This window comes from Streptomyces sp. NPDC093097 (genome assembly GCF_044754325.1).
In the GTDB taxonomy this organism is placed as follows: Bacteria; Actinomycetota; Actinomycetes; order Streptomycetales; family Streptomycetaceae; genus Streptomyces.
On record NZ_JBIVOW010000018.1, the window covers coordinates 100,764 to 121,553 of the forward strand.

General features: G+C 74.1%; 26 protein-coding genes. 17 read left to right on the forward strand and 9 right to left on the reverse strand.

The window, feature by feature from the left end:
* Positions 1 to 63 precede the first annotated feature (63 nt).
* From ACIQE0_RS27270 to ACIQE0_RS27315, 10 genes are all read left to right on the forward strand, one after another.
* Entirely contained in the window at positions 64 to 1,053 is a 990-nt protein-coding gene (locus ACIQE0_RS27270; protein WP_402337007.1) for a zinc-binding alcohol dehydrogenase, read from the forward strand.
* A 58-nt stretch (positions 1,054 to 1,111) separates the two neighbouring features.
* Entirely contained in the window at positions 1,112 to 1,510 is a 399-nt protein-coding gene (locus ACIQE0_RS27275; RefSeq protein ID WP_402337009.1) for a 6-pyruvoyl trahydropterin synthase family protein, read from the forward strand.
* A 13-nt stretch (positions 1,511 to 1,523) separates the two neighbouring features.
* Positions 1,524 to 2,636, forward strand: a complete 1,113-nt coding sequence (locus tag ACIQE0_RS27280) for a glycosyltransferase family 4 protein (protein WP_402337012.1) — start codon at positions 1,524 to 1,526, stop codon at positions 2,634 to 2,636.
* The gene (locus ACIQE0_RS27285; RefSeq protein WP_402337210.1) at positions 2,633 to 3,520 is read left to right on the forward strand and encodes an SAM-dependent methyltransferase; all 888 of its coding nucleotides are present in this window, start codon (positions 2,633 to 2,635) and stop codon (positions 3,518 to 3,520) included. Before ACIQE0_RS27280 ends, ACIQE0_RS27285 begins: the two co-directional genes overlap by 4 nt.
* Complete coding sequence (locus tag ACIQE0_RS27290) at positions 3,520 to 4,593, forward strand: lysylphosphatidylglycerol synthase domain-containing protein (RefSeq protein WP_402337014.1); 1,074 nt, start codon at positions 3,520 to 3,522, stop codon at positions 4,591 to 4,593. The genes ACIQE0_RS27285 and ACIQE0_RS27290 overlap by 1 nt, the downstream gene beginning before the upstream one ends.
* A 365-nt stretch (positions 4,594 to 4,958) precedes the next feature.
* Positions 4,959 to 5,168, forward strand: coding sequence for a hypothetical protein (locus tag ACIQE0_RS27295; RefSeq protein WP_402337017.1), 210 nt, complete (start codon positions 4,959 to 4,961; stop codon positions 5,166 to 5,168).
* Between the two features lie 251 nt (positions 5,169 to 5,419).
* Positions 5,420 to 5,767 (forward strand): hypothetical protein, encoded by a 348-nt coding sequence (locus tag ACIQE0_RS27300; protein ID WP_366335452.1) that lies wholly within the window; start codon positions 5,420 to 5,422, stop codon positions 5,765 to 5,767.
* Positions 5,764 to 6,018 (forward strand): type II toxin-antitoxin system RelE/ParE family toxin, encoded by a 255-nt coding sequence (locus tag ACIQE0_RS27305; protein WP_366335454.1) that lies wholly within the window; start codon positions 5,764 to 5,766, stop codon positions 6,016 to 6,018. Before ACIQE0_RS27300 ends, ACIQE0_RS27305 begins: the two co-directional genes overlap by 4 nt.
* A gap of 519 nt (positions 6,019 to 6,537) precedes the next feature.
* Positions 6,538 to 6,795, forward strand: coding sequence for a hypothetical protein (locus ACIQE0_RS27310; RefSeq protein WP_366335460.1), 258 nt, complete (start codon positions 6,538 to 6,540; stop codon positions 6,793 to 6,795).
* The gene (locus ACIQE0_RS27315; RefSeq protein ID WP_366335462.1) at positions 6,792 to 7,172 is read left to right on the forward strand and encodes a hypothetical protein; all 381 of its coding nucleotides are present in this window, start codon (positions 6,792 to 6,794) and stop codon (positions 7,170 to 7,172) included. The genes ACIQE0_RS27310 and ACIQE0_RS27315 overlap by 4 nt, the downstream gene beginning before the upstream one ends.
* A gap of 20 nt (positions 7,173 to 7,192) precedes the next feature.
* On the opposite strand, the gene ACIQE0_RS27320 is transcribed toward ACIQE0_RS27315, so the two are convergent.
* Entirely contained in the window at positions 7,193 to 8,059 is an 867-nt protein-coding gene (locus ACIQE0_RS27320; protein WP_402337022.1) for a RibD family protein, read from the reverse strand.
* Complete coding sequence (locus ACIQE0_RS27325) at positions 8,043 to 8,792, reverse strand: creatininase family protein (RefSeq protein WP_402337025.1); 750 nt, start codon at positions 8,790 to 8,792, stop codon at positions 8,043 to 8,045. The genes ACIQE0_RS27320 and ACIQE0_RS27325 overlap by 17 nt, the downstream gene beginning before the upstream one ends.
* 98 nt (positions 8,793 to 8,890) lie before the next feature.
* Here ACIQE0_RS27325 and ribA point away from each other — a divergent pair, with 98 nt between their 5' ends.
* Both ribA and ACIQE0_RS27335 read left to right on the forward strand, forming a co-directional pair.
* Positions 8,891 to 9,544 carry a GTP cyclohydrolase II gene (gene ribA / locus ACIQE0_RS27330; protein WP_366335468.1) on the forward strand — a complete coding sequence of 218 codons (654 nt, stop codon included), beginning with the start codon at positions 8,891 to 8,893 and terminating at the stop codon, positions 9,542 to 9,544.
* Positions 9,545 to 9,701: 157 nt separating this feature from the next.
* Positions 9,702 to 10,142: an SPW repeat protein gene (locus ACIQE0_RS27335; protein WP_402337028.1), complete on the forward strand. Its 441-nt coding sequence runs from the start codon at positions 9,702 to 9,704 to the stop codon at positions 10,140 to 10,142.
* 112 nt (positions 10,143 to 10,254) lie between these two features.
* Here the strand turns inward: ACIQE0_RS27335 and ACIQE0_RS27340 are convergent, their stop codons facing one another.
* Positions 10,255 to 10,413 (reverse strand): hypothetical protein, encoded by a 159-nt coding sequence (locus tag ACIQE0_RS27340; RefSeq protein ID WP_402337030.1) that lies wholly within the window; start codon positions 10,411 to 10,413, stop codon positions 10,255 to 10,257.
* 638 nt (positions 10,414 to 11,051) lie between these two features.
* Here ACIQE0_RS27340 and ACIQE0_RS27345 point away from each other — a divergent pair.
* Positions 11,052 to 13,082, forward strand: a complete 2,031-nt coding sequence (locus ACIQE0_RS27345; RefSeq protein WP_366335474.1) for an NB-ARC domain-containing protein — start codon at positions 11,052 to 11,054, stop codon at positions 13,080 to 13,082.
* A 22-nt stretch (positions 13,083 to 13,104) separates the two neighbouring features.
* Here the strand turns inward: ACIQE0_RS27345 and ACIQE0_RS27350 are convergent, their stop codons facing one another.
* The 6 genes from ACIQE0_RS27350 to ACIQE0_RS27375 form a co-directional block, all read right to left on the reverse strand.
* Positions 13,105 to 14,142, reverse strand: coding sequence for a serine hydrolase domain-containing protein (locus tag ACIQE0_RS27350; protein ID WP_402337033.1), 1,038 nt, complete (start codon positions 14,140 to 14,142; stop codon positions 13,105 to 13,107).
* Entirely contained in the window at positions 14,142 to 15,086 is a 945-nt protein-coding gene (locus ACIQE0_RS27355; protein WP_402337036.1) for a DUF6895 family protein, read from the reverse strand. The genes ACIQE0_RS27350 and ACIQE0_RS27355 overlap by 1 nt, the downstream gene beginning before the upstream one ends.
* Positions 15,083 to 16,066 carry a DUF6895 family protein gene (locus ACIQE0_RS27360; RefSeq protein WP_366335480.1) on the reverse strand — a complete coding sequence of 328 codons (984 nt, stop codon included), beginning with the start codon at positions 16,064 to 16,066 and terminating at the stop codon, positions 15,083 to 15,085. Before ACIQE0_RS27360 ends, ACIQE0_RS27355 begins: the two co-directional genes overlap by 4 nt.
* Positions 16,063 to 16,764: a hypothetical protein gene (locus ACIQE0_RS27365; RefSeq protein WP_366335482.1), complete on the reverse strand. Its 702-nt coding sequence runs from the start codon at positions 16,762 to 16,764 to the stop codon at positions 16,063 to 16,065. The genes ACIQE0_RS27360 and ACIQE0_RS27365 overlap by 4 nt, the downstream gene beginning before the upstream one ends.
* A gap of 11 nt (positions 16,765 to 16,775) precedes the next feature.
* On the reverse strand, positions 16,776 to 16,961 hold the full coding sequence (locus ACIQE0_RS27370; protein ID WP_366335483.1) for a hypothetical protein: 186 nt from the start codon (positions 16,959 to 16,961) through the stop codon (positions 16,776 to 16,778).
* 178 nt (positions 16,962 to 17,139) lie between these two features.
* Complete coding sequence (locus ACIQE0_RS27375) at positions 17,140 to 17,913, reverse strand: GNAT family N-acetyltransferase (protein ID WP_402337213.1); 774 nt, start codon at positions 17,911 to 17,913, stop codon at positions 17,140 to 17,142.
* Positions 17,914 to 18,251: 338 nt separating this feature from the next.
* Between ACIQE0_RS27375 and ACIQE0_RS27380 the strand changes: the two genes are divergently transcribed.
* From ACIQE0_RS27380 to modA, 4 genes are all read left to right on the forward strand, one after another.
* Complete coding sequence (locus ACIQE0_RS27380; protein ID WP_366335485.1) at positions 18,252 to 18,659, forward strand: TOBE domain-containing protein; 408 nt, start codon at positions 18,252 to 18,254, stop codon at positions 18,657 to 18,659.
* A gap of 170 nt (positions 18,660 to 18,829) precedes the next feature.
* The gene (locus tag ACIQE0_RS27385; protein ID WP_402337041.1) at positions 18,830 to 19,342 is read left to right on the forward strand and encodes a molybdopterin-dependent oxidoreductase; all 513 of its coding nucleotides are present in this window, start codon (positions 18,830 to 18,832) and stop codon (positions 19,340 to 19,342) included.
* A gap of 108 nt (positions 19,343 to 19,450) precedes the next feature.
* Positions 19,451 to 19,846, forward strand: coding sequence for a molybdopterin-binding protein (locus ACIQE0_RS27390; protein WP_384091447.1), 396 nt, complete (start codon positions 19,451 to 19,453; stop codon positions 19,844 to 19,846).
* 138 nt (positions 19,847 to 19,984) lie between these two features.
* Positions 19,985 to 20,773: a molybdate ABC transporter substrate-binding protein gene (modA, locus tag ACIQE0_RS27395; protein ID WP_366335491.1), complete on the forward strand. Its 789-nt coding sequence runs from the start codon at positions 19,985 to 19,987 to the stop codon at positions 20,771 to 20,773.
* Positions 20,774 to 20,790: the final 17 nt, after the last annotated feature.

The window sequence follows — 20,790 nt, forward strand, 5'->3', positions numbered from 1 at the left end:
ATGATCCCCGGCACGCGTTGCTCAGCATTCACGACGCATCACCGCACCGTCCAGGAGGATTCGTTGCCGCGCGTCGCCCGCTCGTTCTGGCTCAGTGCCCCAGGTCGCGGCGAGATCAGGGCGGCCCCGCTGCCGCGACCCGGCGCCGGCGAGGTGCTGGTGCGCACGCTCTACTCCGGGGTGAGCCGGGGTACCGAGAGCCTGGTCTTCCGCGGTGGTGTCCCGGAGAGCCAATACGGGGCGATGCAGGCGCCGTTCCAGGACGGCGCGTTCCCGGGGCCGGTCAAGTACGGCTATCTCAACGTGGGCGTGGTGGAGGAGGGGCCGGGCGCACTCCGTGGCCGCACCGTCTTCTGCCTCTATCCGCACCAGACCCACTACGTCGTTCCTGCGGAGGCGGTGACGCCGGTTCCGGATGCCGTGCCGGCGGCGCGCGCCGTCCTCGCGGGCACCGTCGAGACGGCGGTGAACGCCGTGTGGGACGCCGCGCCGCTGCTCGGGGACCGGATCGCGGTGGTCGGCGGCGGCATGGTGGGGTGCGCGGTGGCCGCGCTGCTGGCCCGATACCCGGCCGCGCGGGTGCAGTTGGTCGACGCCGATCCGGCGCGGGCCGGTACCGCGGCGGCGCTCGGCGTGCCGTTCGCGCTGCCGGCGGACGCCCGTGGCGACTGCGATCTGGTGGTGCACGCCAGCGCCACCGAGGAGGGCCTGGCACGCGCCCTCGAACTCCTCGCCCCGGAGGGCACGGTGATCGAGCTGAGCTGGTACGGGGACCGCCGGGTCGGCCTGCCGCTGGGGGAGTCCTTCCACTCCCGCCGGCTCACCGTGCGCAGCAGCCAGGTGGGCGCGGTCGCCCCGGCCCGGCGCGGCCGGCGCTCCGTGGCCGACCGGCTCCGGCTCGCGCTCGACCTGCTCGCCGACCCCGCCTACGACGCCCTGATCACCGGTGAGTCCGCCTTCGCCGAACTGCCGTCGGTGCTGCCGCGGCTGGCCTCCGGGGCCCTCCCGGCGCTCTGCCACCGCATCCGCTACCCGACCGGCGACGGGCAGTGACCCGTAGGCGACTCCCCGCCCGCGCCATCCCGTTGACGACGCCCCTGGAGGTGCCCCCGTGTTCAGCATCACCGTCCGCGACCACCTGATGATCGCCCACAGTTTCCGCGGCGCGGTCTTCGGGCCCGCCCAGCGCCTGCACGGCGCGACGTACCTCGTGGACGCCACCTTCCGCCGCCCCGCGTTGGACGGCGACGACATCGTGGTCGACATCGGCCTGGCCACCCGGGAACTCGGCGCGGTGGTCGCCGGGCTCAACTACCGCAACCTCGACGACGAAGCCGACTTCGCCGGCACCAACACCTCGACCGAGGCCCTGGCCAAGGTCATCGCCGACCGGCTCGCCGACCGGGTGCACGCCGGCAACCTCGGCGAGGGCGCCCGCGAGCTGGCCGGGATCACCGTCACCCTGCACGAGTCCCATATCGCCTGGGCCAGTTACGAGCGCGCGCTGTGACGCGGCGGGCCCGGTGATCCGGCCCGGTCCGGGCGGTGCGCGGGTGGTGCACGCCGTGCTGCCCGGCGGCGTCGCCGACCCCACGGCGCTCAGCGGCGGCAACGTCTACGACCTGCGGGTCTGCCGGGACCTGCCGGCCCTGGGCTGGTGCGTGCACCGCCATCCGCTGCCCGGTGCCTGGCCGCGCCCGGACGCGGCCGCCACCGCCGGACTGGCCCGGCTGCTGGCCGAGTTGCCGGACGGTGCGGTGGTGCTGTTGGACGGCCTGGTGGCGTGCGGGGTGCCCGATGTCCTCCGGGCCGCGGCGGGCCGGCTGCGGCTCGCCGTCCTGGTGCATCTGCCGCTCGCCGACGAGACCGGCCTGGCCCCCGGTACGGCGGCGGAGCTGGCGGGCCGCGAACGGCGCGCGCTGCACACCGCCCATGCGGTGATCGCCACCAGCGACTGGGCGGCCCGGCGGATCGACGCCCTGCACGGGCCCGGGCTGCCGCCGGTGACGGTCGCCCGGCCCGGAGTCGACCGGGCGCCGCTCGCCGCGGGGACCGACGGCGCCGGCGGGCTGCTGTGCGTGGCGTCGATCACCCCGCGCAAGGGCCACCGCCGCCTGGTCGACGCCCTCGCGGCCGTCGCCGACGCCCCGTGGACCTGCACCTTCGCCGGCGGCACCGGGCACGCCCCGGAGTACGTCGCCCAGCTGCGGGCACGGGTGCGGGAGTTGGGCCTGGGCGAGCGGATCCGGTTCGCCGGGCCGCTGACCGGCACCGCGCTGGCGGACTGCTACGCCGCCGCGGATCTGATGCTGCTCGCCTCCCATGCCGAGACCTACGGCATGGTGTTCACCGAGGCGCTGGCCTGCGGGGTCCCGGTGCTGGCGACGGCCGTGGACGGGGTGCCGGAGGCCGTCGGGCGGGCCCCGGACGGCAGCGTGCCCGGGCTGCTGGTCCCGTCCGGTGAACCGGCCGCGCTCGGTGCGGCGTTGCGCGCCTGGTTCGGCGATCCGGAACTGCGGCGGCGACTGGCGGCCTCGGCACGCGGTCGCCGTGCCATGCTGGAGGGGTGGGAGATGACGTCGCACAGTCTGGCCGGAGTGCTGGAGCGGCTGCGGACCGCGCCGCGGGGCCCCTGACGGACGCCGTCGGCAGACCGGGGTTCTGCCCGAAGTGGCTGGAGTTGCGGGAGCGGGCGGACGCCGCGGCCCGCGCGCCGGAGCTGCTCCGCCCGCTGCGGGACCGGCTCGCCGCGGCCCCCGCCCCCGAGCGCTTCGGCGGCACGGACGGCCTGGTGATCCGCGACCTGGGCTGCGGTACGGCCGCGATGGGGCGCTGGCTCGCGGTCCGGCTGCCCGGCCCCCAGCACTGGGTCCTTCAGGACCACGATCCGGTCCTGCTGGTCCAGGCCGCGCACCGGATGCCGTCAAGTGCCGCCGACGGACGGCCCGTTACGGCCGTCACCGCCTACGCCGATCTGGCCGGCCTGACCGCCGCCGAGCTCGCCGGCACCTCCCTGGTCACCGCCTCCGCGCTGCTCGATCTGCTGACCCGGGACGCGCTGGAGAGCGTCGCCGCGGCCTGCACGGGCGCCGGCTGCCCGGCCCTGCTGACGCTCTCGGTCACCGGCCGGGTCGAACTCACCCCGGCCGACCCCCTCGACGCGGCCGTCTCCGCCGCGTTCAACGCGCACCAGCGGCGCACCGAGGGCGGCCGCCGGCTGCTGGGCCCGGACGCGGTCGCGGCGGCCACCGAGGCGTTCGTCCGGCGCGGGGCGCGGGTGGTGACCCGTCCCAGCCCATGGCGGCTGGGCGGGCCCGAGTCCGCACTGACCGAGCGCTGGCTGCGCGGATGGGTGGGCGCCGCCCGGGAGCAGCGGCCGGAGCTGGCCGCCGGGGCCGAGGGGTATCTGCGGCGTCGGCTGGAGGCGTGCGCGGCGGGTGAGTTGACGGTCGCCGTGCACCACACCGACCTGCTGGCGCTGCCGGGTCCGTCGCTGCCCGGCGCCTTCGTCGCGGCCTGATGAGGCGCCGACTCCTGCCGTGGCTGCGGGTGTTCGGGGGCGTGGCCCTCCTGGTCGGGCTGGTGTGGCACCTCGGTTCCGTCGCCCTCCTGGACGGGCTGCGCCGGATCGACGCGGCCGCGCTGGCCGCCGGTGTGGGCATCGGGGCGCTGACGACGGTGTGCAGCGCCTGGCGATGGTGCCTGGTGGCCCGCGGCCTGGGCCTGCGGCTCCCGTTGGGGCGGGCGGTGGCGGACTACTACCGGGCGCTGTTCCTGAACGCGGCGCTGCCGGGCGGGGTGTGGGGGGACGTCCACCGGGCGGTGCGCCACGGGCGGGACGCCGGGGACGTGGGGCGGGGCGTGCGGGCCGTGGTCTGGGAGCGGGCCGCGGGACAGGTGGTGCTGCTGGCGGTCGGCGCGGTGGTGCTGGCCGTCCGTCCGTCCCCGGTCCGGGCGGCGCTCGGCAGGGTGCTCGGGGGGCCGGCGGGCGTAGCGGTGTCCGCGGTGGTCGCCGTGGCCGTGGCGGGCGTCGTCGGGTTCTGGCTGGTCGCTCGGGCGCGCCGGCGGCGGGTCGAAGGGGCGCCCGAACGGCGCGGTGGTGCTGGGCGGAGTGCGGTGGCCCGGGCTCGGCGGCTGCTGGTGGCGCCCGCGATCTGGCCGGGTGTCGCCGCCGCGTCGGTGGTCGTGCTCGCCGGCTATGTGGGGACGTTCCTGCTGGCGGCGCGGGTCGCCGGGGTGCGGGCGCCGGTCGTCGACCTGGTGCCGCTGGTGGTGCTGGCCCTGCTGGCCATGGCGCTGCCGTTGAACGTCGGCGGCTGGGGGCCGCGGGAGGGCGTCGCGGCCTGGGCCTTCGGCGCCGCCGGGCTGGGCGCCGCGCAGGGCCTGGCCACTGCCGTCGTCTACGGCGTGCTCGCCCTGGCCGCGAGCCTGCCGGGTGCCGGGGTGCTGCTGGGGCGTGCCGTCACACTGGCGGTGTCCGGCCGGAGGCCGGGCCGTGCGGCGTCCGGTGCGTGCGCTCGCATGGCGGAGGACTGCCCCGAAACTGGCCGGGACAGTCCGACAACGCCGCATGAGGGTCCCCCGCGACCTTGAGACGTGGCGGAATGCGTGCCAGAAGCCGTACGGCAGGCGTCAGTTTGACGACACGCCCTGGCTTGCCCCTGCCGGGGATCTTGGAGTTTCCCGGTACGACGGCATGGTCGACGGGCATGCTCGGGGTCGTTCCGCAGGCCGATGCAGTTGTCGAGGTGCTCGTTGTCCCTCCGTCCCCGTTCCGGTGAACAGCCCATGAGCAGTGGGATGATGTGCCGGTGACCACAGTCCCGTCCCCGTTCCGGTGAACAGCCCATGAGCAGTGGGATGATGTGCCGGTGACCACAGTCCCGTCCCCGTCGCCCCGCGACCGCGCTCTCGGATGCGGCGTCAGCATGCTGATTCCGCAAGGCGGATCCGGTGGCATGCCGGCCGCGGAACAGGCCGCGGCCGCGCTCGCAGCGCTGGAGACGGTGCCGGCCCAGGCCGGCCTCCTCCAGGCCGCCGCGGTGCTGCTGGAGGAACGGGCCCGCGTCAGCGAGGACGAAGCCGAGCGCAGGGCCGCCGGCACCACCGCAGCTCTGCTGCGCCGCACACTCGACGGCCGCGATGCCCCTCCGGCCCCCTCGCCCTAGGAACTCTCCACGCCGCCGGCGATCTGCACAGGTGCTTCCTCGACCCGGACCCGGCCCCGGACACCCAAGCTTGCGTTGTGTTCACGTGAGCGTGGTTATGGCTACCGCCAGGGCCGCGTCACCAGCAGGAAGGCGCAGGGCATGAAGGCAAGTGTGATCAGCGCCGGCCGACGGGTGCAGGGGGCGATCGCGTCCGCACGCCAGCGATATCGGAGTAGCGTGATGCCCGCGCGAAAGGAAGGGAGCAGAGCATGGCTGAGCTCGATTGGACCGGGGCCGTGGACCAGGCTCGGGAAGCAACCGGCTACGCCGGCGAGGACATCCCCCGCACCGTCGACGCGGTCCGAGAACGCCTACGGGCCGACCGGCGACAGGAGTTCGACGAAGAACTCGGCGCCCTCGACGGCGGCGGCGCTTTCGAGGCGTTCCTTAATCACTGGTGGACCCAGGCCCTGGCCGATGCCACCCTCGACGACGAGGCCAAGGAAGCGGCTATCGAGTTCGCCGACGTCGCCATCGCACTCCACGTCCGCGCCGAGGGCGGGCCGACGTACACGTCCGACGAAGTCGAGCAGATGATCGCGAGGAAGGCCTCGTGAGCCACACCGTCATCTGGGAACGCGCCGCCTCCGAAGGACTCAAGCGCCTACGCGCCAAATACGGCGAGGCCGTCAAACCTTTCGTTCGAGCCGTCAACTCCCTTGCCGACACCCCCGAGCCGATCAGCAGCAGCAAGCTCGGCGGCACCAACCTGCGCCGCTTACGGGTCGGGGACTTCCGTGCCACCTACGAGATCGACGGAGCCCACATCGCCGTGAAGATCCTGACCGTCGGCGCCACACCAGCCTGACGCTGCAGACGTCCGCAGGGAAATTCGGCAGGCGGCGATCGCGATCCTCAGCCGACCCGAAGCCCGACTGCCACCCGGATATGCCAGCCCTGCACGTGAGTTGAAGCCGGCCGTGCCCGTCCCGGCACCGCTGCGACCCCGGCAAGGCCACCGCCGGCCGCGTGGCCCACAACCCCTCAGTGCCATAGGGAAGCCAGCCTTCACGCGGTACCACACCTTGATCCGGTTGCTCTCAGCAGCGACAGGCTGGGGTGGAGTCACAGAGGTCACGGTCCAGATGATCGCGCACTTGCCTCTACCCATCGAACACAGGTCCGGCTGGCCTTAGTCCGGAAAATCGTGGTGCCTGAGTCGCTGATCTCTGTGAGAAACGCCGATCGTAGTTCTCGGTCCAGTTCGCTTACGCGGCTGTCCAGGCCGTCGATCGGCTTCTTCATCTCGTGAACAGAGGCGGGCCAGGGGAGGCAGGGTGTGAAACGGGTACGTACCCGTACCCTGGAAAGGGAAGGGAGCCTGACGATGTCCGATGCGAACATCCGCATCCCCGAAGAAGCCAAAGACCGCCTCGCCGCCATAGCCGCCGCCGAAGGTCTCTCGCTGCGCGCCTACCTGGCGCGGCTGGCCGAGACCCTGCTGACCCCGGCTGAGCGTGCCGAGCGCGCGGAGAAGGCTCGGGCGGTTCTGCAGGAGTGGAGCGGCTACGCCCCCACCTCGGCCGAGGAACAGGATCTCGACGACGAGCTCGATCGGCGTCTGGCCGAGGCGGCCGGACGGTGAGCGACGCGCTGCACATCATCCTGGACGAGACCGCGATGGCCGCCGCCGGCAAGGGCAACGTCCTGGCCTCCCGGCTCATCCACCGCGCCCACGCCGAGCCCGGCTGGTACCTCTACGCCCCGACCTGCGCGTTAGTCGAAGCCGATCGCACCCGCCCCGGCACTGCCGAACACCTTGCAGCACTGCCCGGCATCAGAGTCCTCGACCTCGACCTCCCCGCCGCGCTCGCCGTCGCCCGGCAGGCGTCGTGGGCGGCTGCGCACTGCCGGCACACCGCGCAACCGACACCGGATCGTCCTGAGGGCGCGGTCATCGCCACCACCGACCCGCAACGCTGGCACGGGCAGCCCGTCCGCGTCCTCGACCTCACTCCCTGAACGGGGCCGGCCCCTCCGCCCTACTGGGGCGCTTCGTCCGCCGGGCCGCCGGGCGGCGTCCGCCCCGCCGGCCGTAGGTCCAGCTCGAAGAGTGTGTCCTCGCCGAGTGCGGTGCGCCGTACCGGCGGGCGTAGGGCGTGGCGCATCACCGGTGTGCCGGGGAAGCGCAGGCCGGGGACGCCGTCGCCGAGCAGGACCGGTGCCACGGTCAGGTACAGCCGGTCCAGTGCGCCGGCCCGCAGGAACCGCGAGACGGTGACCCCGCCGCCCTCGACCAGCACCCGGCCCAGGCCGCGTGCCGCCAGTGCCGCGCGCAGCCGCCGGGGCGCGAAGGCGTCCGGGCCGGGCAGGACCAGCGCCTCGACCCCGTCCCCGAGGCGCTCCGCGGCCGTTTCGGGGCCGATCAGCCACAGCGTCGGTGCCGCACCGTCGGTGAACACCCGCCGGGTCCGCGGCACCCGGCCGTGCGGGTCGAGCACCACCCGTACCGGGTCGGGGCCGGGGCAGGCGCGGACGGTCAGCCGGGGATCGTCGGCCACCGCGGTCCCGGCGCCCACCAGCACCGCGTCCGCCAGGGCCCGGAGCCGGTGCAGATGGCGGCGGTCCGCCTCGCCGGTGACGTAGTCCGCGTCGCCGGTGCGGGTCGCGATGAAACCGTCCAGGCTCTGCCCGAGCTGGGCGAAGACGGTCCGGGGGCCGGCCAGGCACAGAGGGAGGTACCGCGCGGCCAGTTCCTCCGCCGCGGGTGCGGCCGGCCGTGCCCAGTGCCGGCCGTCGTCCGCGCCGTCCGGGAGCAGCCCGGCGTCCGCCGCGGCGCGGGCGTCGCGGATGCCGAGCAGCAGTTCCCAGGCCGCGTCCGCGCCGAGCGGGTCAGTGGCGGTGGGCACCGCATGCCTCCCGGTAGTCGTCGAACGCCTCGGCCAGCCCGGCCAGCAGTGCCGCGCCCTTCTCGGCGGAGGCCAGGGACGGCGTCCCGATCACCCCGGAGGCGGTGTAGGCGGCCATGCCGAGGGTGAGCAGGTGCGGCCGCTCGTCGGCACGGTGGTCGGCGGCGGCGTATCCGGCCCGGACCGCGTCGGGCCGGGTGTGCAGCAGGATCGAGGTCTCGGTCTCGCCGGCGTGCATGTCGCCGTGGGCGGGGGTGGTGAGGCCGGCTCGCGCGCGGGCGGCGGCCCAGTCGGCCGGGCCGGGGAAGAGGGCCATCCGGATGCCGTCGCCCGCCGAGGCCTCCTGAACGACGTTGCGCAGTACGTAGTTTCCGCCGTGGCCGTTGACCAGTACCAGTGCGGTGAGACCGGATCGGTGCAGTGAGGCGGCGATGTCGGTGACCACGGTGTGCAGGGTGCGGGCCGAGATGCTGACGGTGCCGGGCCAGTCGGCGTGCTCGTGGGAGCAGGAGACGGTCAGCGGCGGGAGCCGCAGCACCTCGTGGCGGGCGGCGATCTCCTCGGCGATGGCGCAGGCGATCAGGGTGTCGGTGGTCAACGGCAAGTGGGGGCCGTGCTGTTCGAAGCTTCCGATGGGCAGCAGGGCGAGGGCGGGGCGCCGGGTGCGGATGTCCTCGGTGGTGTCGGTCGGTAGTGCGGTGGGCGAAGTCGGGCCTGGCGCGGTCGTTGGCATCGACGGTCTCCGATCGGCGGCAACCCGCTGTGCGGGGAGGGGAGTTGGCGGTCTGGCTACGGCCGCCAAGTCGGTCCGAACGTGGGTACGATCATGCCATGACGGACTCAGATGCCGCTGTGCACGTCGAGGATCCGGGTGTGCGACGGGTCGTCGCGGTCCGACTGCCCACCGCCTACGGCGAGTTCCGGGCCGTGGGCTATCTGGACGGTCGTACGGGGGCGGAGCAAGTGGCCCTGGTCCAGGGGGATCCGGCGGGCGAACGGGTGCTCACCCGGCTGCATTCGGAGTGCCTGACCGGCGATGCCTTCGGGTCCCGGCACTGCGAGTGCGGTGAGCAACTGGCCGTGTCCTTGCGGGCGATCGCGCGGGAGGGGCGCGGTGTCCTGGTCTACCTCCAGGGGCATGAGGGCCGCGGTATCGGGCTGCTGGCCAAGCTGCGGGCGATGAAGCTCCAGCAGGACGACGGCCTGGACACGGTGGATGCGAACCTCGCGCTCGGGCTGCCGGTGGACGCTCGCGACTACCGCGCCGCGGCCGGGATGCTCAAGGATCTCGGCGTCCGCTCGGTGCGGTTGCTGTCGAACAACCCGCGCAAGGGCGAGGCGCTGGAGCGGTACGGCGTGGCGGTCGCCGAGCGGGTTCCGCTGCTGGTGGCGCCCGGCGCGGAGAACCTCCGCTACCTCCGTGCCAAACGGGAGCGACTGGACCACGACCTCCCGCATCTGGAGGGTGGCCCGGGTCCGTCCTGAGTGGCGGCCCCCTCCGTCAAATCCCGCCAAATTCTCAGCGCGACGCCTACACATAAAGTCGACATAAGGGCAAAATGGCCGTGTAAGGGCAAGATAAAGATGCGCGGCTGCGGTCGCGCGACGCGGCCCCGGCTGGAGACCGAAGGAGGCGAGTCGTATGGCCGACGTCTCACACCACAGGGGAGATCTCGCAGGTCACCCCGACATTTCCGAGATGAGGGACCGGTTCGAGCGGACGCTCGGCGGGCGGGACGTGGTGCTCGTCGACGGACCGGTGTTCCTGGTCGGTCTGTACTGCGCGGTATCGCCGTGGGTCGTGCACTTCACGGCCTCGCAGCCGGCGCTGATGACCCACAACCTCATCGTCGGCATCGCGATCGCCCTCCTGGCCATCGGGTTCACCGTCACTCCGGAACGCATGTACGGCCTGAGTGGCGCGATGTGCGCGATCGGCGCCTGGATGATCGTGTCGCCCTGGGTCGTCGGGCGCGGGCCCGACGCGGGGGTCATCTGGAACAACATCGTCATCGGCGCCCTGACGTTCCTGCTGGGCGCGCTCTGTGTCGCCGTGGCGATGAAGAGTCGCCGCGCCACATGAGGCGCGCCTTCGGGGGCGCTCAGACCACCGGCCCGCTTGCCCATCGAACGGTCTTGGAACGACGGCAAGCGGGCCGGGCACGTCCGGCGGCCTGCGGATGGTCCCTGGGTGACTACCAGCGGTCGTGGCGGCCTCGGACGGTGCGGGGCGGAGCGAAGAGCTGGCCGGCGACCCCGGCCAGCACCAGCCCGCCCGCCAGGATCAGCCCCTGGGCCAGCGCCACACCGGTGACCAGGACCACGAGCGCGGTGGCCAGTATCAGCCAGACCACGCCGCGCCGGAACGGTGTCGTCGGCGCCGCCGGTATGCCGGCGGACGGACAGGGGGCGGCGTCGGGTGGGAACTGTTCCGCGAGGTCGCGGAGTTGACGATCGTCGTCGGGGGACAGGGAGCGTCCCTCCTCTCCCGGGTGGTGCTGCCATTCGCGCCGAACGGACAGGCGGTGGAGGTGCGGCAGGGCCGCGAAGGTCGGGTCAGCTTAGAGGCGTGTGACCAGAGGCGGCCCTGGGTGGTGCGCAACGGCACACAGGCGTTGTTGTGCCCTGCCGGGGCCCGCGCGTAACGCCGTTGATCGGACATCACCGCAGCGGGACCGCGCGGCGCCGACGGCCGGCCGCGGCACGACCGCCCGCGCCCCGAGCCCCGGCCCCTCACGGGACATGTCCGGCCGCATCGGACGTGCCGGCCACCGGAGTCGGCCCGTGTCCCCGCCTCGCCGCACCCCGGCTCGGGGAACGGCCCCGTGGTCGCGTCCTGACCGCCGTCACTCAGGAGGGTGAGCCCGGTGCGGCCCGCCACGGGCTGCTCGCCCTGCTCAGCGCCCCGAACCCCGCCTTCCTCTCCGTCACCTCCTGATTCCGCCGGGTCCGCGGGGGACGCGCGGCCGGTCTCGTGGGGCAAACTGGGCCGGTGGCGAGCAACATTCCCGAGGAGTCGACGAGTTTCGTCGGCCGCCGAGCCGAACTGCGGCGCCTTGGCAGCGAGTTGATGCAGCATCGGCTGATCACTCTGACCGGCCCCGGCGGGGTGGGCAAGACCAGGATCGCGGTGCGGGCCGCCAGGGCCGCAGCCCCGCGATTTCCCGACGGCGTCCGGTGGGCCCCGATGTGGCCGTTACAGGGCGATCAGCTGCTGGTCGCCACGGTCTGCGACGTGGTCGGGCTGGCCGACCACTCGGCGCGGATGCCGGTGGCCGCGCTCTGCGATTGGCTCGTCGACAAACACCTGCTCCTGGTGCTGGACTCCTGCGAACACCTCGTCGCCGCCTGCCGGGACGTGGTGGGCGACCTGCTGACGGCCGCCCCCGGCGTCACGGTCCTGGTCACCAGCCGCCAGCCGCTGGACGTCGCGGGGGAGTGCGTCACCGAGATCGGCCCGCTGCCGTGCACCGGTGACAACGACGCGCTGGCGCTGCTCACCGAGCGGGCCGGTACCGCGGCCCCCGACCTCCGGCTCACCGACCCGGGCAACGCCGAGGCCGCGGACCTCATCTGCCGCCGGCTGGAAGGCATCCCGCTGGCCCTGGAGCTGGCCGGCGCCCAACTGGCGCATCGTCCGCTGGCCCAGGTCGCCGAACGGCTCGGCTCCCGCCTCGACGCGCTGGACGGCACCGGCATGCCCTGGACCCCGCGCCACCGGACGCTGCGCACCGCCATCGGCTGGAGCCACGAGCTGTGCGAACCGCTGGAGCGGCTGCTGTGGGCCCGGCTCTCGGTCTTCCGCGGCACCTTCGACGCCGAATCCGCGGCCGCGGTCTGCGCCGACGGCCCGCTCACCGCCGACGGCGTCCGCACCGCGCTGGACGGGCTGGCCGCCAAGTCCGTGCTCAGCCGGGAGGGCAACCGCTTCCGGATGCTGGACACGCTGCGCGAGTACGGCCGGATGTGGCTGGCCGAGCTGGACGAGACGGCCGCCGTCGCCGACCGGCACGCCGAGCACTTCGTCGGTTTCGGCCGCCGCGCCGAAATCGGCTGGCTCGGCCCCGACCAGGTCGCCTGGTACGGCAGGGTCGACGAGGCGTACGTCGACCTGTGCACCGCCCTGGACCACCTCCTGGTCAGCGACCCCGCCCGTGCCCAGGACCTCGGCGCGGCCGTCGTCTTCTTCTGGACCTGCTGCGGCCATCTGCACGAGGCCCGGGACTACCTGGAGCGCGCCCTCGCCGCCCGGGACGACCCTGGCCCGGCCCACACCCGCGCCCTGTGGGCGCTCGGCGTCGCGGTCCTTCTCCAGGGCGAACTGCAGACCGCCGAGGCCCTGGGACGGCAGTGCGCCCGCGCCGCCCGGGAGGCCGCCGACCAGGACGCGATGCTCGGGGCCGGCTATCTCATCGGCCTCACCCACCTGATGGCCGGCCGCCCGCTGACCGCCCACACCGCGGCCGACCAGGTGCTCGGCCCGCCGCCGGACGACCCCTTCGGCTCCCCGGGCCAGCTCCGCTGCCATCTGGTACGGCTCTTCGCGCTCACCGCGCTGGGCCGGTTCGACCAGGCGCGGCAGGTGGCCACCACGCTGCGCCACGGCTGTGTCCAGCGCGGCGAGTACTGGTCCCGTTCCTACACCGACTACCAGCTCGGCCTGGTCTCCCTCTTCCAGCACCGGCCCGAGGAGGCCGCGGACCACGCCCGCGCCATGCTCGCGGCCAAGCGGCGGATCAACGACAACTTCGGGATCGCGCTCGGCCTGGACCTGCTGGCCGCCGCGGTCGCCGCCCAGGGCAGGGGCGCGGTCGCCGCCCAGGTCTACGGGGGCGGCCAGGCCATATGGCGCACGGTGGGCCACCCGCAGCGCGGCACCCCCGAACTCCGCGCGGTGCGCGAGCAGTGCGAGCGGCGGGCCCGCGCGGCGATCGGCGACGAGGCGTACGCCGAGACCTTCGGGCAGGCCACCGAGCAGAACCCGGACGTGCTGCTCGCCCGCATCCTCGCCGGGGAGCTGTGAGCGCCGTGCGCCCGTCCCGGCCTCAGTCGCCGTCGCCGGCCAGCGCGTACAGCAGCTCGTAGGCGGTGGTGATCATCCGGCAGGTGCGGCCGCGGCGGGTGGCGAGCGCGACCACCCCGGTCCCGGACTCCGGGTGGTATCCGAGGAACGCCTGCTGGCCGAAGGTCGCCCCGACGTGGAAGCGCAACGGGCCGCGCGGCGCCGGGTGTTGGTACCAGGTCAGGGTGTGGGTGTTGCGGTGCCGCCAGCCGCGTCGGAGCAGCGGGACCTGCACCGCGCGCAGGGCGGCGGCCAGCGGGGTGCTCTCGGGGAAGAGGTGTGCCTCCACGTAGCGGAGCAGGTCGTCGGGGGTGGCGCGGACCGCTCCGGCGGCGGCGAAGGCCCCCATGTCGGTACTGCGGACCGGGGTGCTGCCGTTGGCCCGGTGGCCGATGGCGTCGGTGCCGGTCGCGCCGGGCGCCAGGGTGGTGCCGGTGAGCCCGAGCGGCTTCAGTACCCGGGCGGTGAGCAGATCCGGGTAGGCGACCCCGGTCGTGTGGCCGAGGGCCGGATCGAGCAGCGACACCCCGAAGTTGGAGTAGTGCCAGCGGGTGCCAGGACGGTGCCGGGGCCGGGTCCGCGCGAAGGTGCGCAGCAGCCGCTCGGTGTCGTAGCGGGCGTAGCCGTTGTCGTACGGGCGGACCAGCGCGGTGAGCAGCAGATCGGTCGGGACCCGGGGCAGCCCCGAGGTGTGGGTGGCCAGGTGGCGCAGGGTGATCCGGCCCGATCGCGGATGGTACAGCGGCAGGCGGGGGAGGCGGGCGGTGAGCGGGTCGTCCAGGGAGAGTTCCCCGTTCACCGCGAGGTCGGCCAGCAGCAGCACGGTGAACGTCTTGGACAGGGAGCCGAGTTCGTAGCGCAGCGCGGGGCGCGGGGTGGGCGGTGCCAGCGCGGTGCCGCCGCTGACCACGGTCCGGTGGCCCTGCCGGGTGACGGCCAGGACGACGTCCGGGGCGTCGATCAGGGTGAGCGCGTCCGCCAGCCGGTACGCGAGCGCCGGCTCGTCGGGTGCGGTCGGCATCAGCCGGTCCCGGTGGTCAGCGCGCGGGAGGTGGCCATCGCCGAGGCGAAGGCGGCGACCAGGGTGGGGTGGTGGAGCTGGTCGAAGACCGTGTCCGGTGCGCCCTCGGGCAGCGCGTGCTGGATGGGCATCGCCCCGGATTCGGCCTGGGCCGCGGCGTACCGCTCCCACAGGCGGGCGTCGAGGGTGGGGCGCGGCAGGCAGGCGTCCACGACCAGGAGTTCGCCGAGCAGGTCCCAGTGTTCGAGGTCGGCCCAGTCGTCCAGCCAGGCCGGCAGGTAGCGGGTGAGGTAGGCGGCGATGTCCGGTGGGATGCCCTCCGGTGTCTCGCCCCAGTTGGTGAGGTGGAAGACGGTGTGGGTGATGTCGTAGGCGATGTGCAGTTGCACGGTCCAGGGCTCGGGCAGCTGTCCCAGCCAGGTGCGTGCGAGGGCGGTGGCGAAGTCGGTGCTGGGGGTGAGGCCGAGCCGGCGTTCGGCGTTGAGCACCCCGAGCCGCCGGTTGGGTGCCATCTCCAGCGCCGTCCAGGTCCCGGTCCGCCGGCAGACGGCGAGGGCCGCCTCCAGGCCCACGTGGCGGCGGCCGAGCTCGTGGAACGGCGCGTAGACCTCCAACGGCACGGGGGAGTGCGGCTCGTCGTGCTGGAGGGCGGCCAGCACGTTGCCGCCGTCGAGCAGTTCCCGCCAGGCGAAGTCCAGCAGCGCGCCGGCCCGGTTGCGCTGCCGGGACCCGGCCACGCCCTCCCGGAAGAGCACCTGCATGTTGGATGCCAACTCGCCGATGGGCTTGAGTCGTTCGACGGTCGCGCCGCCGGTGGCCCGGTCCTCGGGTGTCAGCCGGAAGAAGTCGCGGTGCGCGTCGAGCCAGCCCAGGGCCCGGTCGCCGACCTGATGCAGCAGTGCGGGGGAGGCCGGGGGGGCCGGGGACGCAGCCGTCAGGGTCACAGCGCAGCCTCGCTTTCGCAGGGGGTCGGTCCGGCCGCCGCCGCGTCCGGGGCCGCCAGCGGGCCGGGGACGGCCTGGGACGCGGCGGTACGGGCGAGGGTGCCGGCGAACGCGGTCACCAGGGTGGAGTGGTAGCAGGCCCGGAACGCCTCGGTCGGGTCGTCCGGCAGCGGCACCGCACCGGTCTCGGGCACGCTGCCGTCGGCGGCCCGGGCCGCGGCCAGCCGCTGCCAGGCCGCCGCGTCGTAGGGGGCCGCGGGCAGGCAGGCCGCGACGGCCAGCAACTCGCCCACCAGGTCCCAGAGTTGTTCCTCCAGCCAGTTCTCCAGCCAGGAGGGCAGCCAGAGCCGCAGGTAGCCGGCGGCCTCGGGGGACAGTCGGCGGCGGTTGCGGCCCCAGTCGGTGAGGTGGAAGACGTCGTGCGTCAGGCCGTAGGCCGCCTTGCGGTCCAGCGCCCAGGGCTCCGGCAGCAGCCCCAGGCCGCTCAGGGCGAACTCGGCGTCGAAGGCGGCGTGTTGGGCCAGTCCGATCCGCCGCTCGGCGTTGAGCACCCCGAGCGTGCGGGTGTGGTCCTCGCGGGCCACCCGCCAGCCGCGCAGTCCGGTGGTGGTGAGCACCAGTTCCTCGACGGCCGGGTGCCGCAGTCCGGCCTGGGCGAAGGCGCCGTAGATCTCCACCGGGTAGGTGGCGTGCGGCTCTCCGCGGATCAGCTCGGCGAACAGTTCCCCTTCGCGGGTCTCCCGCCAGGCGAACACGAACAGCCCCTCCGCCGCGGCCCGGAGGTCGGGCCGCGGGTGGGAGGAGGCGATCAGGTGCGTCAGCTCGGCCAGTTCGCCGAGGGGTTTGAGGGTGAGGTTGGGATCGGCGTCGGTGGTCGCGTCCGGTGGCAGGCGGAAGCAGTCCCGCCGCGCCGTCAGCCAGGCCAGGCTGCCCCCGACCAGATGGTCCAGCAGTTCCGGGTCGCCCCGGTCGGCGGTCACCAGCCCCGCCCGAAGAACCGCTGGGCGGCCACCACGTGCAGCGCCACCCGCGGGTCGCCGCCGCCCATCTGCCGGACGAACGCCAGCCCCGCGTCCAGCCCCAGGGTCGGCGGTACGTCGGGGAGCCGGGCCAGCCAGCGTCCGACCCCGGCGGCCTGGAGCCAGTCCCGGCGGCGGACCGCCCGGACGAACCCGCGGGCCAAGTCGTCGGTGCGGGCGGCCAGTTGCTGCTCCAGGTCGGTGGCGAGGCCGGGCAGGGCCAGCGCCGCGAGCTGGGAGATCCGGTGGGTCAGCCGCGGCCAGGGGTCGGTGCCGGTCCACTCGGCGCCGGTCTCGGGGGGCCGCGGCCAGGGCCGGGCGCCCGAGGGCAGATAGGCGTGGGTGGCCTCGACCAGGCCGCGATAGCTCCATGCCGACACCTCGGAGGCGTCCGCGCCAGGGGGATAGGCCGCCAGCGTCTGCCGCACCACCGCTTCGTCGTCCGCGCCCACCGGCACCGCCCGGTGCTCCAGTGCGTACGGCGCGAGCGCGTCCGCGCCCAGGACCCGGACCGCGGCCGGGGCGAGGGGATCGCCCTGGCGCAGGATCCGGGAGAGCGCATAGGGGTCGCCCCCGCCCTGGAGGGCGAGGGCGACCCCGGTTGCGGCATCGGCGATCACAGCGCTGAGCGGGACTGCTCCCTGCGTCTGTTCAGCCAACGCAATTCCCCTCAGCGAACGCCGGTCTTCGGACGAGGGGTGGGGGGTGCGAGCAGCAGCAGGCCGAGCAGTAGCAGCCCGCCTCCGCATTCGCGGGTGTCGCGGTAGACCCCGTCGGGCTCGGCGGGGTTCAGCAGTCCCTCGACCTCGGCGGCCAGGGCGGCCGTCGCGACCGGCGCTGTGCGATCCGTAACCATGCGATCAACTCCTTCGACGAATGGGGTACCAGGCTTACATTCGCAACAAACCATCGCAATCCGGACTCATGCGATAGCGGACGGTCACCGAGGAGTGCCGGCGGGATCCCGTCCGACGGGGTGTCCGCCGCCGCGCCCACAACTCCTCGCCCGCTCAGGAGAGTTGATCTTCCGCCGGTCAGGGCGTGCGGATGTACGGCGTGGTCGTGCTCAACGTCGCGAAGCCCAGTCGGGTGAGGATCGGGCTGCTCTGATCGGTGGCGTCCACCTGGAGGTAGCGGAATCCCCGCGCGGCCGCGAGCCGCGCCCGGCGGGCCACCAGCGCCCGGTAGATGCCCCGGCCGCGCCAGGCGGGCAGGGTGCCGCCGCCCCACAGGCCCGCGAAGTCCGTGCCGGCCGGCAGCTCCAGGCGCGCCGAGGACACCGGCACCTCGCCCGCGAGCGCGACCACCATCACCAGTGCGTCCGGATTCTGCGCCAGTTGGGTGAGCAGTCGGTGCCGCAGGTGCGCGGCGGGCGTCCCGAACACCTCGGCGTGGACCCGCGCCAGGAGCTCCACCCCCTCCTCGCCGGTCACCGTCGCCAACCGCACGCCCTCCGGCAGTGCGGTCTCCGTGGCGAGGTCGTCCGTCCGCGCCACCATCAGGGACTCCGGCGGCTCGGGGACGAACCCGGCCGCCCGCAGCCGGTCGCCGAGGTCCGCGGGCCGGTCGTGGGTGTAGACCTTCCATTCGTAGGGCAGGCCCCGCGCCGCGAAGTGCCGGGTCTGTTCCGCGATGGCCGCGTCGGCCGTGGCGTCGTCCAGCGCCGACCACAGCACGCCGTTCCAGTCGTCGGGCCCGCCGGTCTGCCGTACCACCGTCGCGTCCCGGTGCATCGAGGTGCCGGGGTCGGCCGGCGCCTCGCGTCGCAGCTGCCGGTCGTAGTGCGCGAGCACCGTCGTGAGATCCATGTCCATCGGGCCAGTGCAACACGTTCGTGCCGGGCGGGGTACTGGATAAAGGGGGAGGGGGCCCAGAGGGGGTGTGTGCCCGTACGGAGGAGCCGGGCGGGGGCCGGGCCGGCAGGGGGCCGACGGGCGGTCGCTGCGGCCCTTCGGTCTTGCTCTTGCTCGGCTGCGGGCTGCGTGGTCCGGTCGATGGGGTGCAACGGGGCGTTGTCCTGCGGGGGTTGGAGGTCGGCGGGGCGTTTCTCGACTGGGGGCCGTGGTCCTGTGCGGGGTGCGAGCGCCCTCGCGGGCGGGAGTCGGTCCGGTGACCGGGGCGCCCACGGGTCCCTTAGGGTGCGGGGGTGCCTTCGTACAGCATTGGTCAGACAGCGCGACTGCTGGGTGTGAGTTCGGAGACCGTTCGCCGGTGGGCCGACGGCGGGCAGTTGCGGATGGACCGGGACGGGGCCGGCAACCGCGTGATCGACGGGGCGGGGCTGGCCGCGTTCGCCAAGGAGCGGGCCGCGGGGGTGCATCCGGTGCCCGGCGAGGTCCGCACCTCGGTCCGCAACGCCTTCGCCGGGATCGTCACCGCGGTCACCCTCGACGACGTGGTCGCGCAGGTCGAGATCCAGTCGGGGCCGCACCGGGTGGTGTCGGTGGTCAGCCGGGAGGCCGTCGAGGAGCTGGGCATCGAGGTCGGCGTCGAGGCCACCGCCCGCATCAAGTCCACCCATGTGCACGTGGATCGGTGGGACGGGCGCGGCTGACCCCCTCGTCTCCGCTGGGTGACCGCATGGATGTGCTGGCCTGTTCCGCTGTTCGCCTCACTTCCGCCAGGCGAACCGGCTTCATGGGGTGGCAGATGTGATTGAGGCCGCGACCGCTGGGGCATCAGAGGGAGGCAGCCGCCGCGCGGATCGTCTCCTGGGGGACACCGATGAGCCGACTCAGCCCGCCGTCCCGCCCCGCCGCCGTCCGCAGCGCACCGGACGACGCCCCCGCCGCCCGGCCCTTCCGAGTCAGCGGCCGGCTCCACCGCCCGCTCGCGCTGACCGTCGCCGACCTGCGGGAGCGCTGGCCGCAGCGGCACGCCCCGGTGGTCTTCGACTGCGCCACCAACGGGCCGCAGCAGCACACCTTCGACGGTCCGCTGCTGCGCGACGTCCTGGTCGCGGCCGGGCCGGCCTTCGACGCCCGGCGGCGGAAGGACCGCTCCCGTTTCCTGGTGGCCGTCACCGGCGGCGACGGCCACCATGCCGTGCTGTCCTGGGCGGAGATCGACGCCGACTTCGGCGATGCCCCGATCCTGCTGGCCGCGGCCCTGGACGGGCGGCCGCTGGACACCGCGGGCAGCCAGCTGGTGGTGCCGTCCGACCGCTGCGGTGCCCGCTACATCAGCGCGATCACCGGTATCTGGGTGGGCACCTGCCCGGTGCCGGGGGAGCGGTAGCCGCAGGCCGGCGCTCGGAACGCCTCGCCCCTTCCGGTCCTCGCATCTGCCATAGCTGAGCGCCATAAGGATTGTAAATGCGAGGTGATGCCTCATATCGTGTCGCACATGCAGTCCTACACCATTGGCCAGGCGGCGCGGCTCCTGGGCGTGAGCCCGGACACCGCCCGCCGCTGGGCGGACGCGGGCAGGGTCACGACCCACCGCGACGAGAGCGGCCGCCGCCTCATCGACGGCCGTGATCTGGCCGCCTTCTCGATCGAGGTGGGCCAGTCCGCCGGCGGCGAGGAGGACGACTCCTACACCTCCGTGCGCAACGCCTTCCCCGGCATCGTCACCGCCGTCAAGGTCGGCGACGTGGCCGCCCAGGTCGAGATCCAGGCCGGCCCGCATCGCCTGGTGTCCCTGCTCACCCGCGAGGCGGTGGAGGAACTCGGCCTGGAGGTCGGTATGCAGGCCGTCGCGCGGGTGAAGTCCACCAACGTGTACATCGACCGCAGCTGAACCCCGCGGCCCCGGCGGTCCGCCCGCTCGTCCCCCGCGGGCCGGCCGCCCGCCCAGCGGCGTCGCCGTCCACGGCGCGGCTTACGTCCCCGACCGTCCGGGCGAGTGCCTCGCCCGCGTCCTAAGGAGTCCCGCCCCATGTCCCCCTTCGTCACCGGGCGCCGCGCCGCCGCCGCGGTCGTCACCGCCGCCCTGCTCATCCCGCTCGCCGCCTGCTCCGGCGGCAGCGGCGAGGGCGCCAAGGAGGCCGGCGCCGGCGGCACCACGAAGCTCACGGTGCTCGCCGCCGCCTCGCTCACCGACGTCTTCAAGAAGGCCGGCGCCGCCTACGAGAAGGAGCACCCCGGCACCAAGGTCGCGTTCTCCTTCGCGGGCTCGCAGGAGCTGGCCGCCCAGGTCAAGCAGGGCGCTCCGGCCGATGCCCTGGTCACCGCCGACACCAAGACGATGGACGGGCTGCGGGCCGACACCGGAGCCCCCACCGTCATCGCCAAGAACCGCCTGGTCATCGCCACCGGCAAGGGCAACCCGAAGAAGGTCGGCGCGCTCAAGGACCTCGCCGACAGCAAGCTCAAGGTGGTGCTGGCCGCCCCCGAGGTGCCCGTCGGCCGGTACAGCAAGAAGGTGCTGGACGCCCAGCAGTTGACCGTCAAGCCGGTCTCGCAGGAGCCCAACGTCCGGGCCGTCCTCAGCAAGGTGGAACTGGGCGAGGCGGACGCCGGCATCGTCTACAAGACGGATGCCGCCACCGCGCCCGCCAAGGTCGACGCCATCGACATCCCCGATGCGCAGAACGCCGTCGCCTCCTACCCGGCGGCCACCTTGAAGTCCTCCGAACACGCCGCCGCGGCCGCGGAGTTCGTCACGTGGCTGAGCACCCCGGAGGCGCAGCGGATGCTGCAGGCGGCAGGCTTCCAGAAGCCGTGACCGTGCGGGGCGGGGCC

What these genes read in the sequence shown, in the direction of transcription:
- ACIQE0_RS27325 (WP_402337025.1), bottom strand. Translation starts at nt 8,792, where the DNA reads ATGCCAACGACCGCGCCAGGCCCGACTTCGCCCACCGCACTACCGACC.
- ACIQE0_RS27390 (WP_384091447.1), top strand. Translation starts at nt 19,451, where the DNA reads ATGCAGTCCTACACCATTGGCCAGGCGGCGCGGCTCCTGGGCGTGAGC.
- ACIQE0_RS27295 (WP_402337017.1), top strand. Translation starts at nt 4,959, where the DNA reads ATGCCGGCCGCGGAACAGGCCGCGGCCGCGCTCGCAGCGCTGGAGACG.
- ACIQE0_RS27350 (WP_402337033.1), bottom strand. Translation starts at nt 14,142, where the DNA reads ATGCCGACCGCACCCGACGAGCCGGCGCTCGCGTACCGGCTGGCGGAC.
- ACIQE0_RS27375 (WP_402337213.1), bottom strand. Translation starts at nt 17,913, where the DNA reads ATGGATCTCACGACGGTGCTCGCGCACTACGACCGGCAGCTGCGACGC.
- ACIQE0_RS27310 (WP_366335460.1), top strand. Translation starts at nt 6,538, where the DNA reads ATGTCCGATGCGAACATCCGCATCCCCGAAGAAGCCAAAGACCGCCTC.
- ACIQE0_RS27335 (WP_402337028.1), top strand. Translation starts at nt 9,702, where the DNA reads ATGGCCGACGTCTCACACCACAGGGGAGATCTCGCAGGTCACCCCGAC.
- modA (WP_366335491.1), top strand. Translation starts at nt 19,985, where the DNA reads ATGTCCCCCTTCGTCACCGGGCGCCGCGCCGCCGCCGCGGTCGTCACC.
- ACIQE0_RS27385 (WP_402337041.1), top strand. Translation starts at nt 18,830, where the DNA reads ATGAGCCGACTCAGCCCGCCGTCCCGCCCCGCCGCCGTCCGCAGCGCA.
- ACIQE0_RS27290 (WP_402337014.1), top strand. Translation starts at nt 3,520, where the DNA reads ATGAGGCGCCGACTCCTGCCGTGGCTGCGGGTGTTCGGGGGCGTGGCC.
- ribA (WP_366335468.1), top strand. Translation starts at nt 8,891, where the DNA reads ATGACGGACTCAGATGCCGCTGTGCACGTCGAGGATCCGGGTGTGCGA.
- ACIQE0_RS27370 (WP_366335483.1), bottom strand. Translation starts at nt 16,961, where the DNA reads ATGGTTACGGATCGCACAGCGCCGGTCGCGACGGCCGCCCTGGCCGCC.
- ACIQE0_RS27300 (WP_366335452.1), top strand. Translation starts at nt 5,420, where the DNA reads ATGGCTGAGCTCGATTGGACCGGGGCCGTGGACCAGGCTCGGGAAGCA.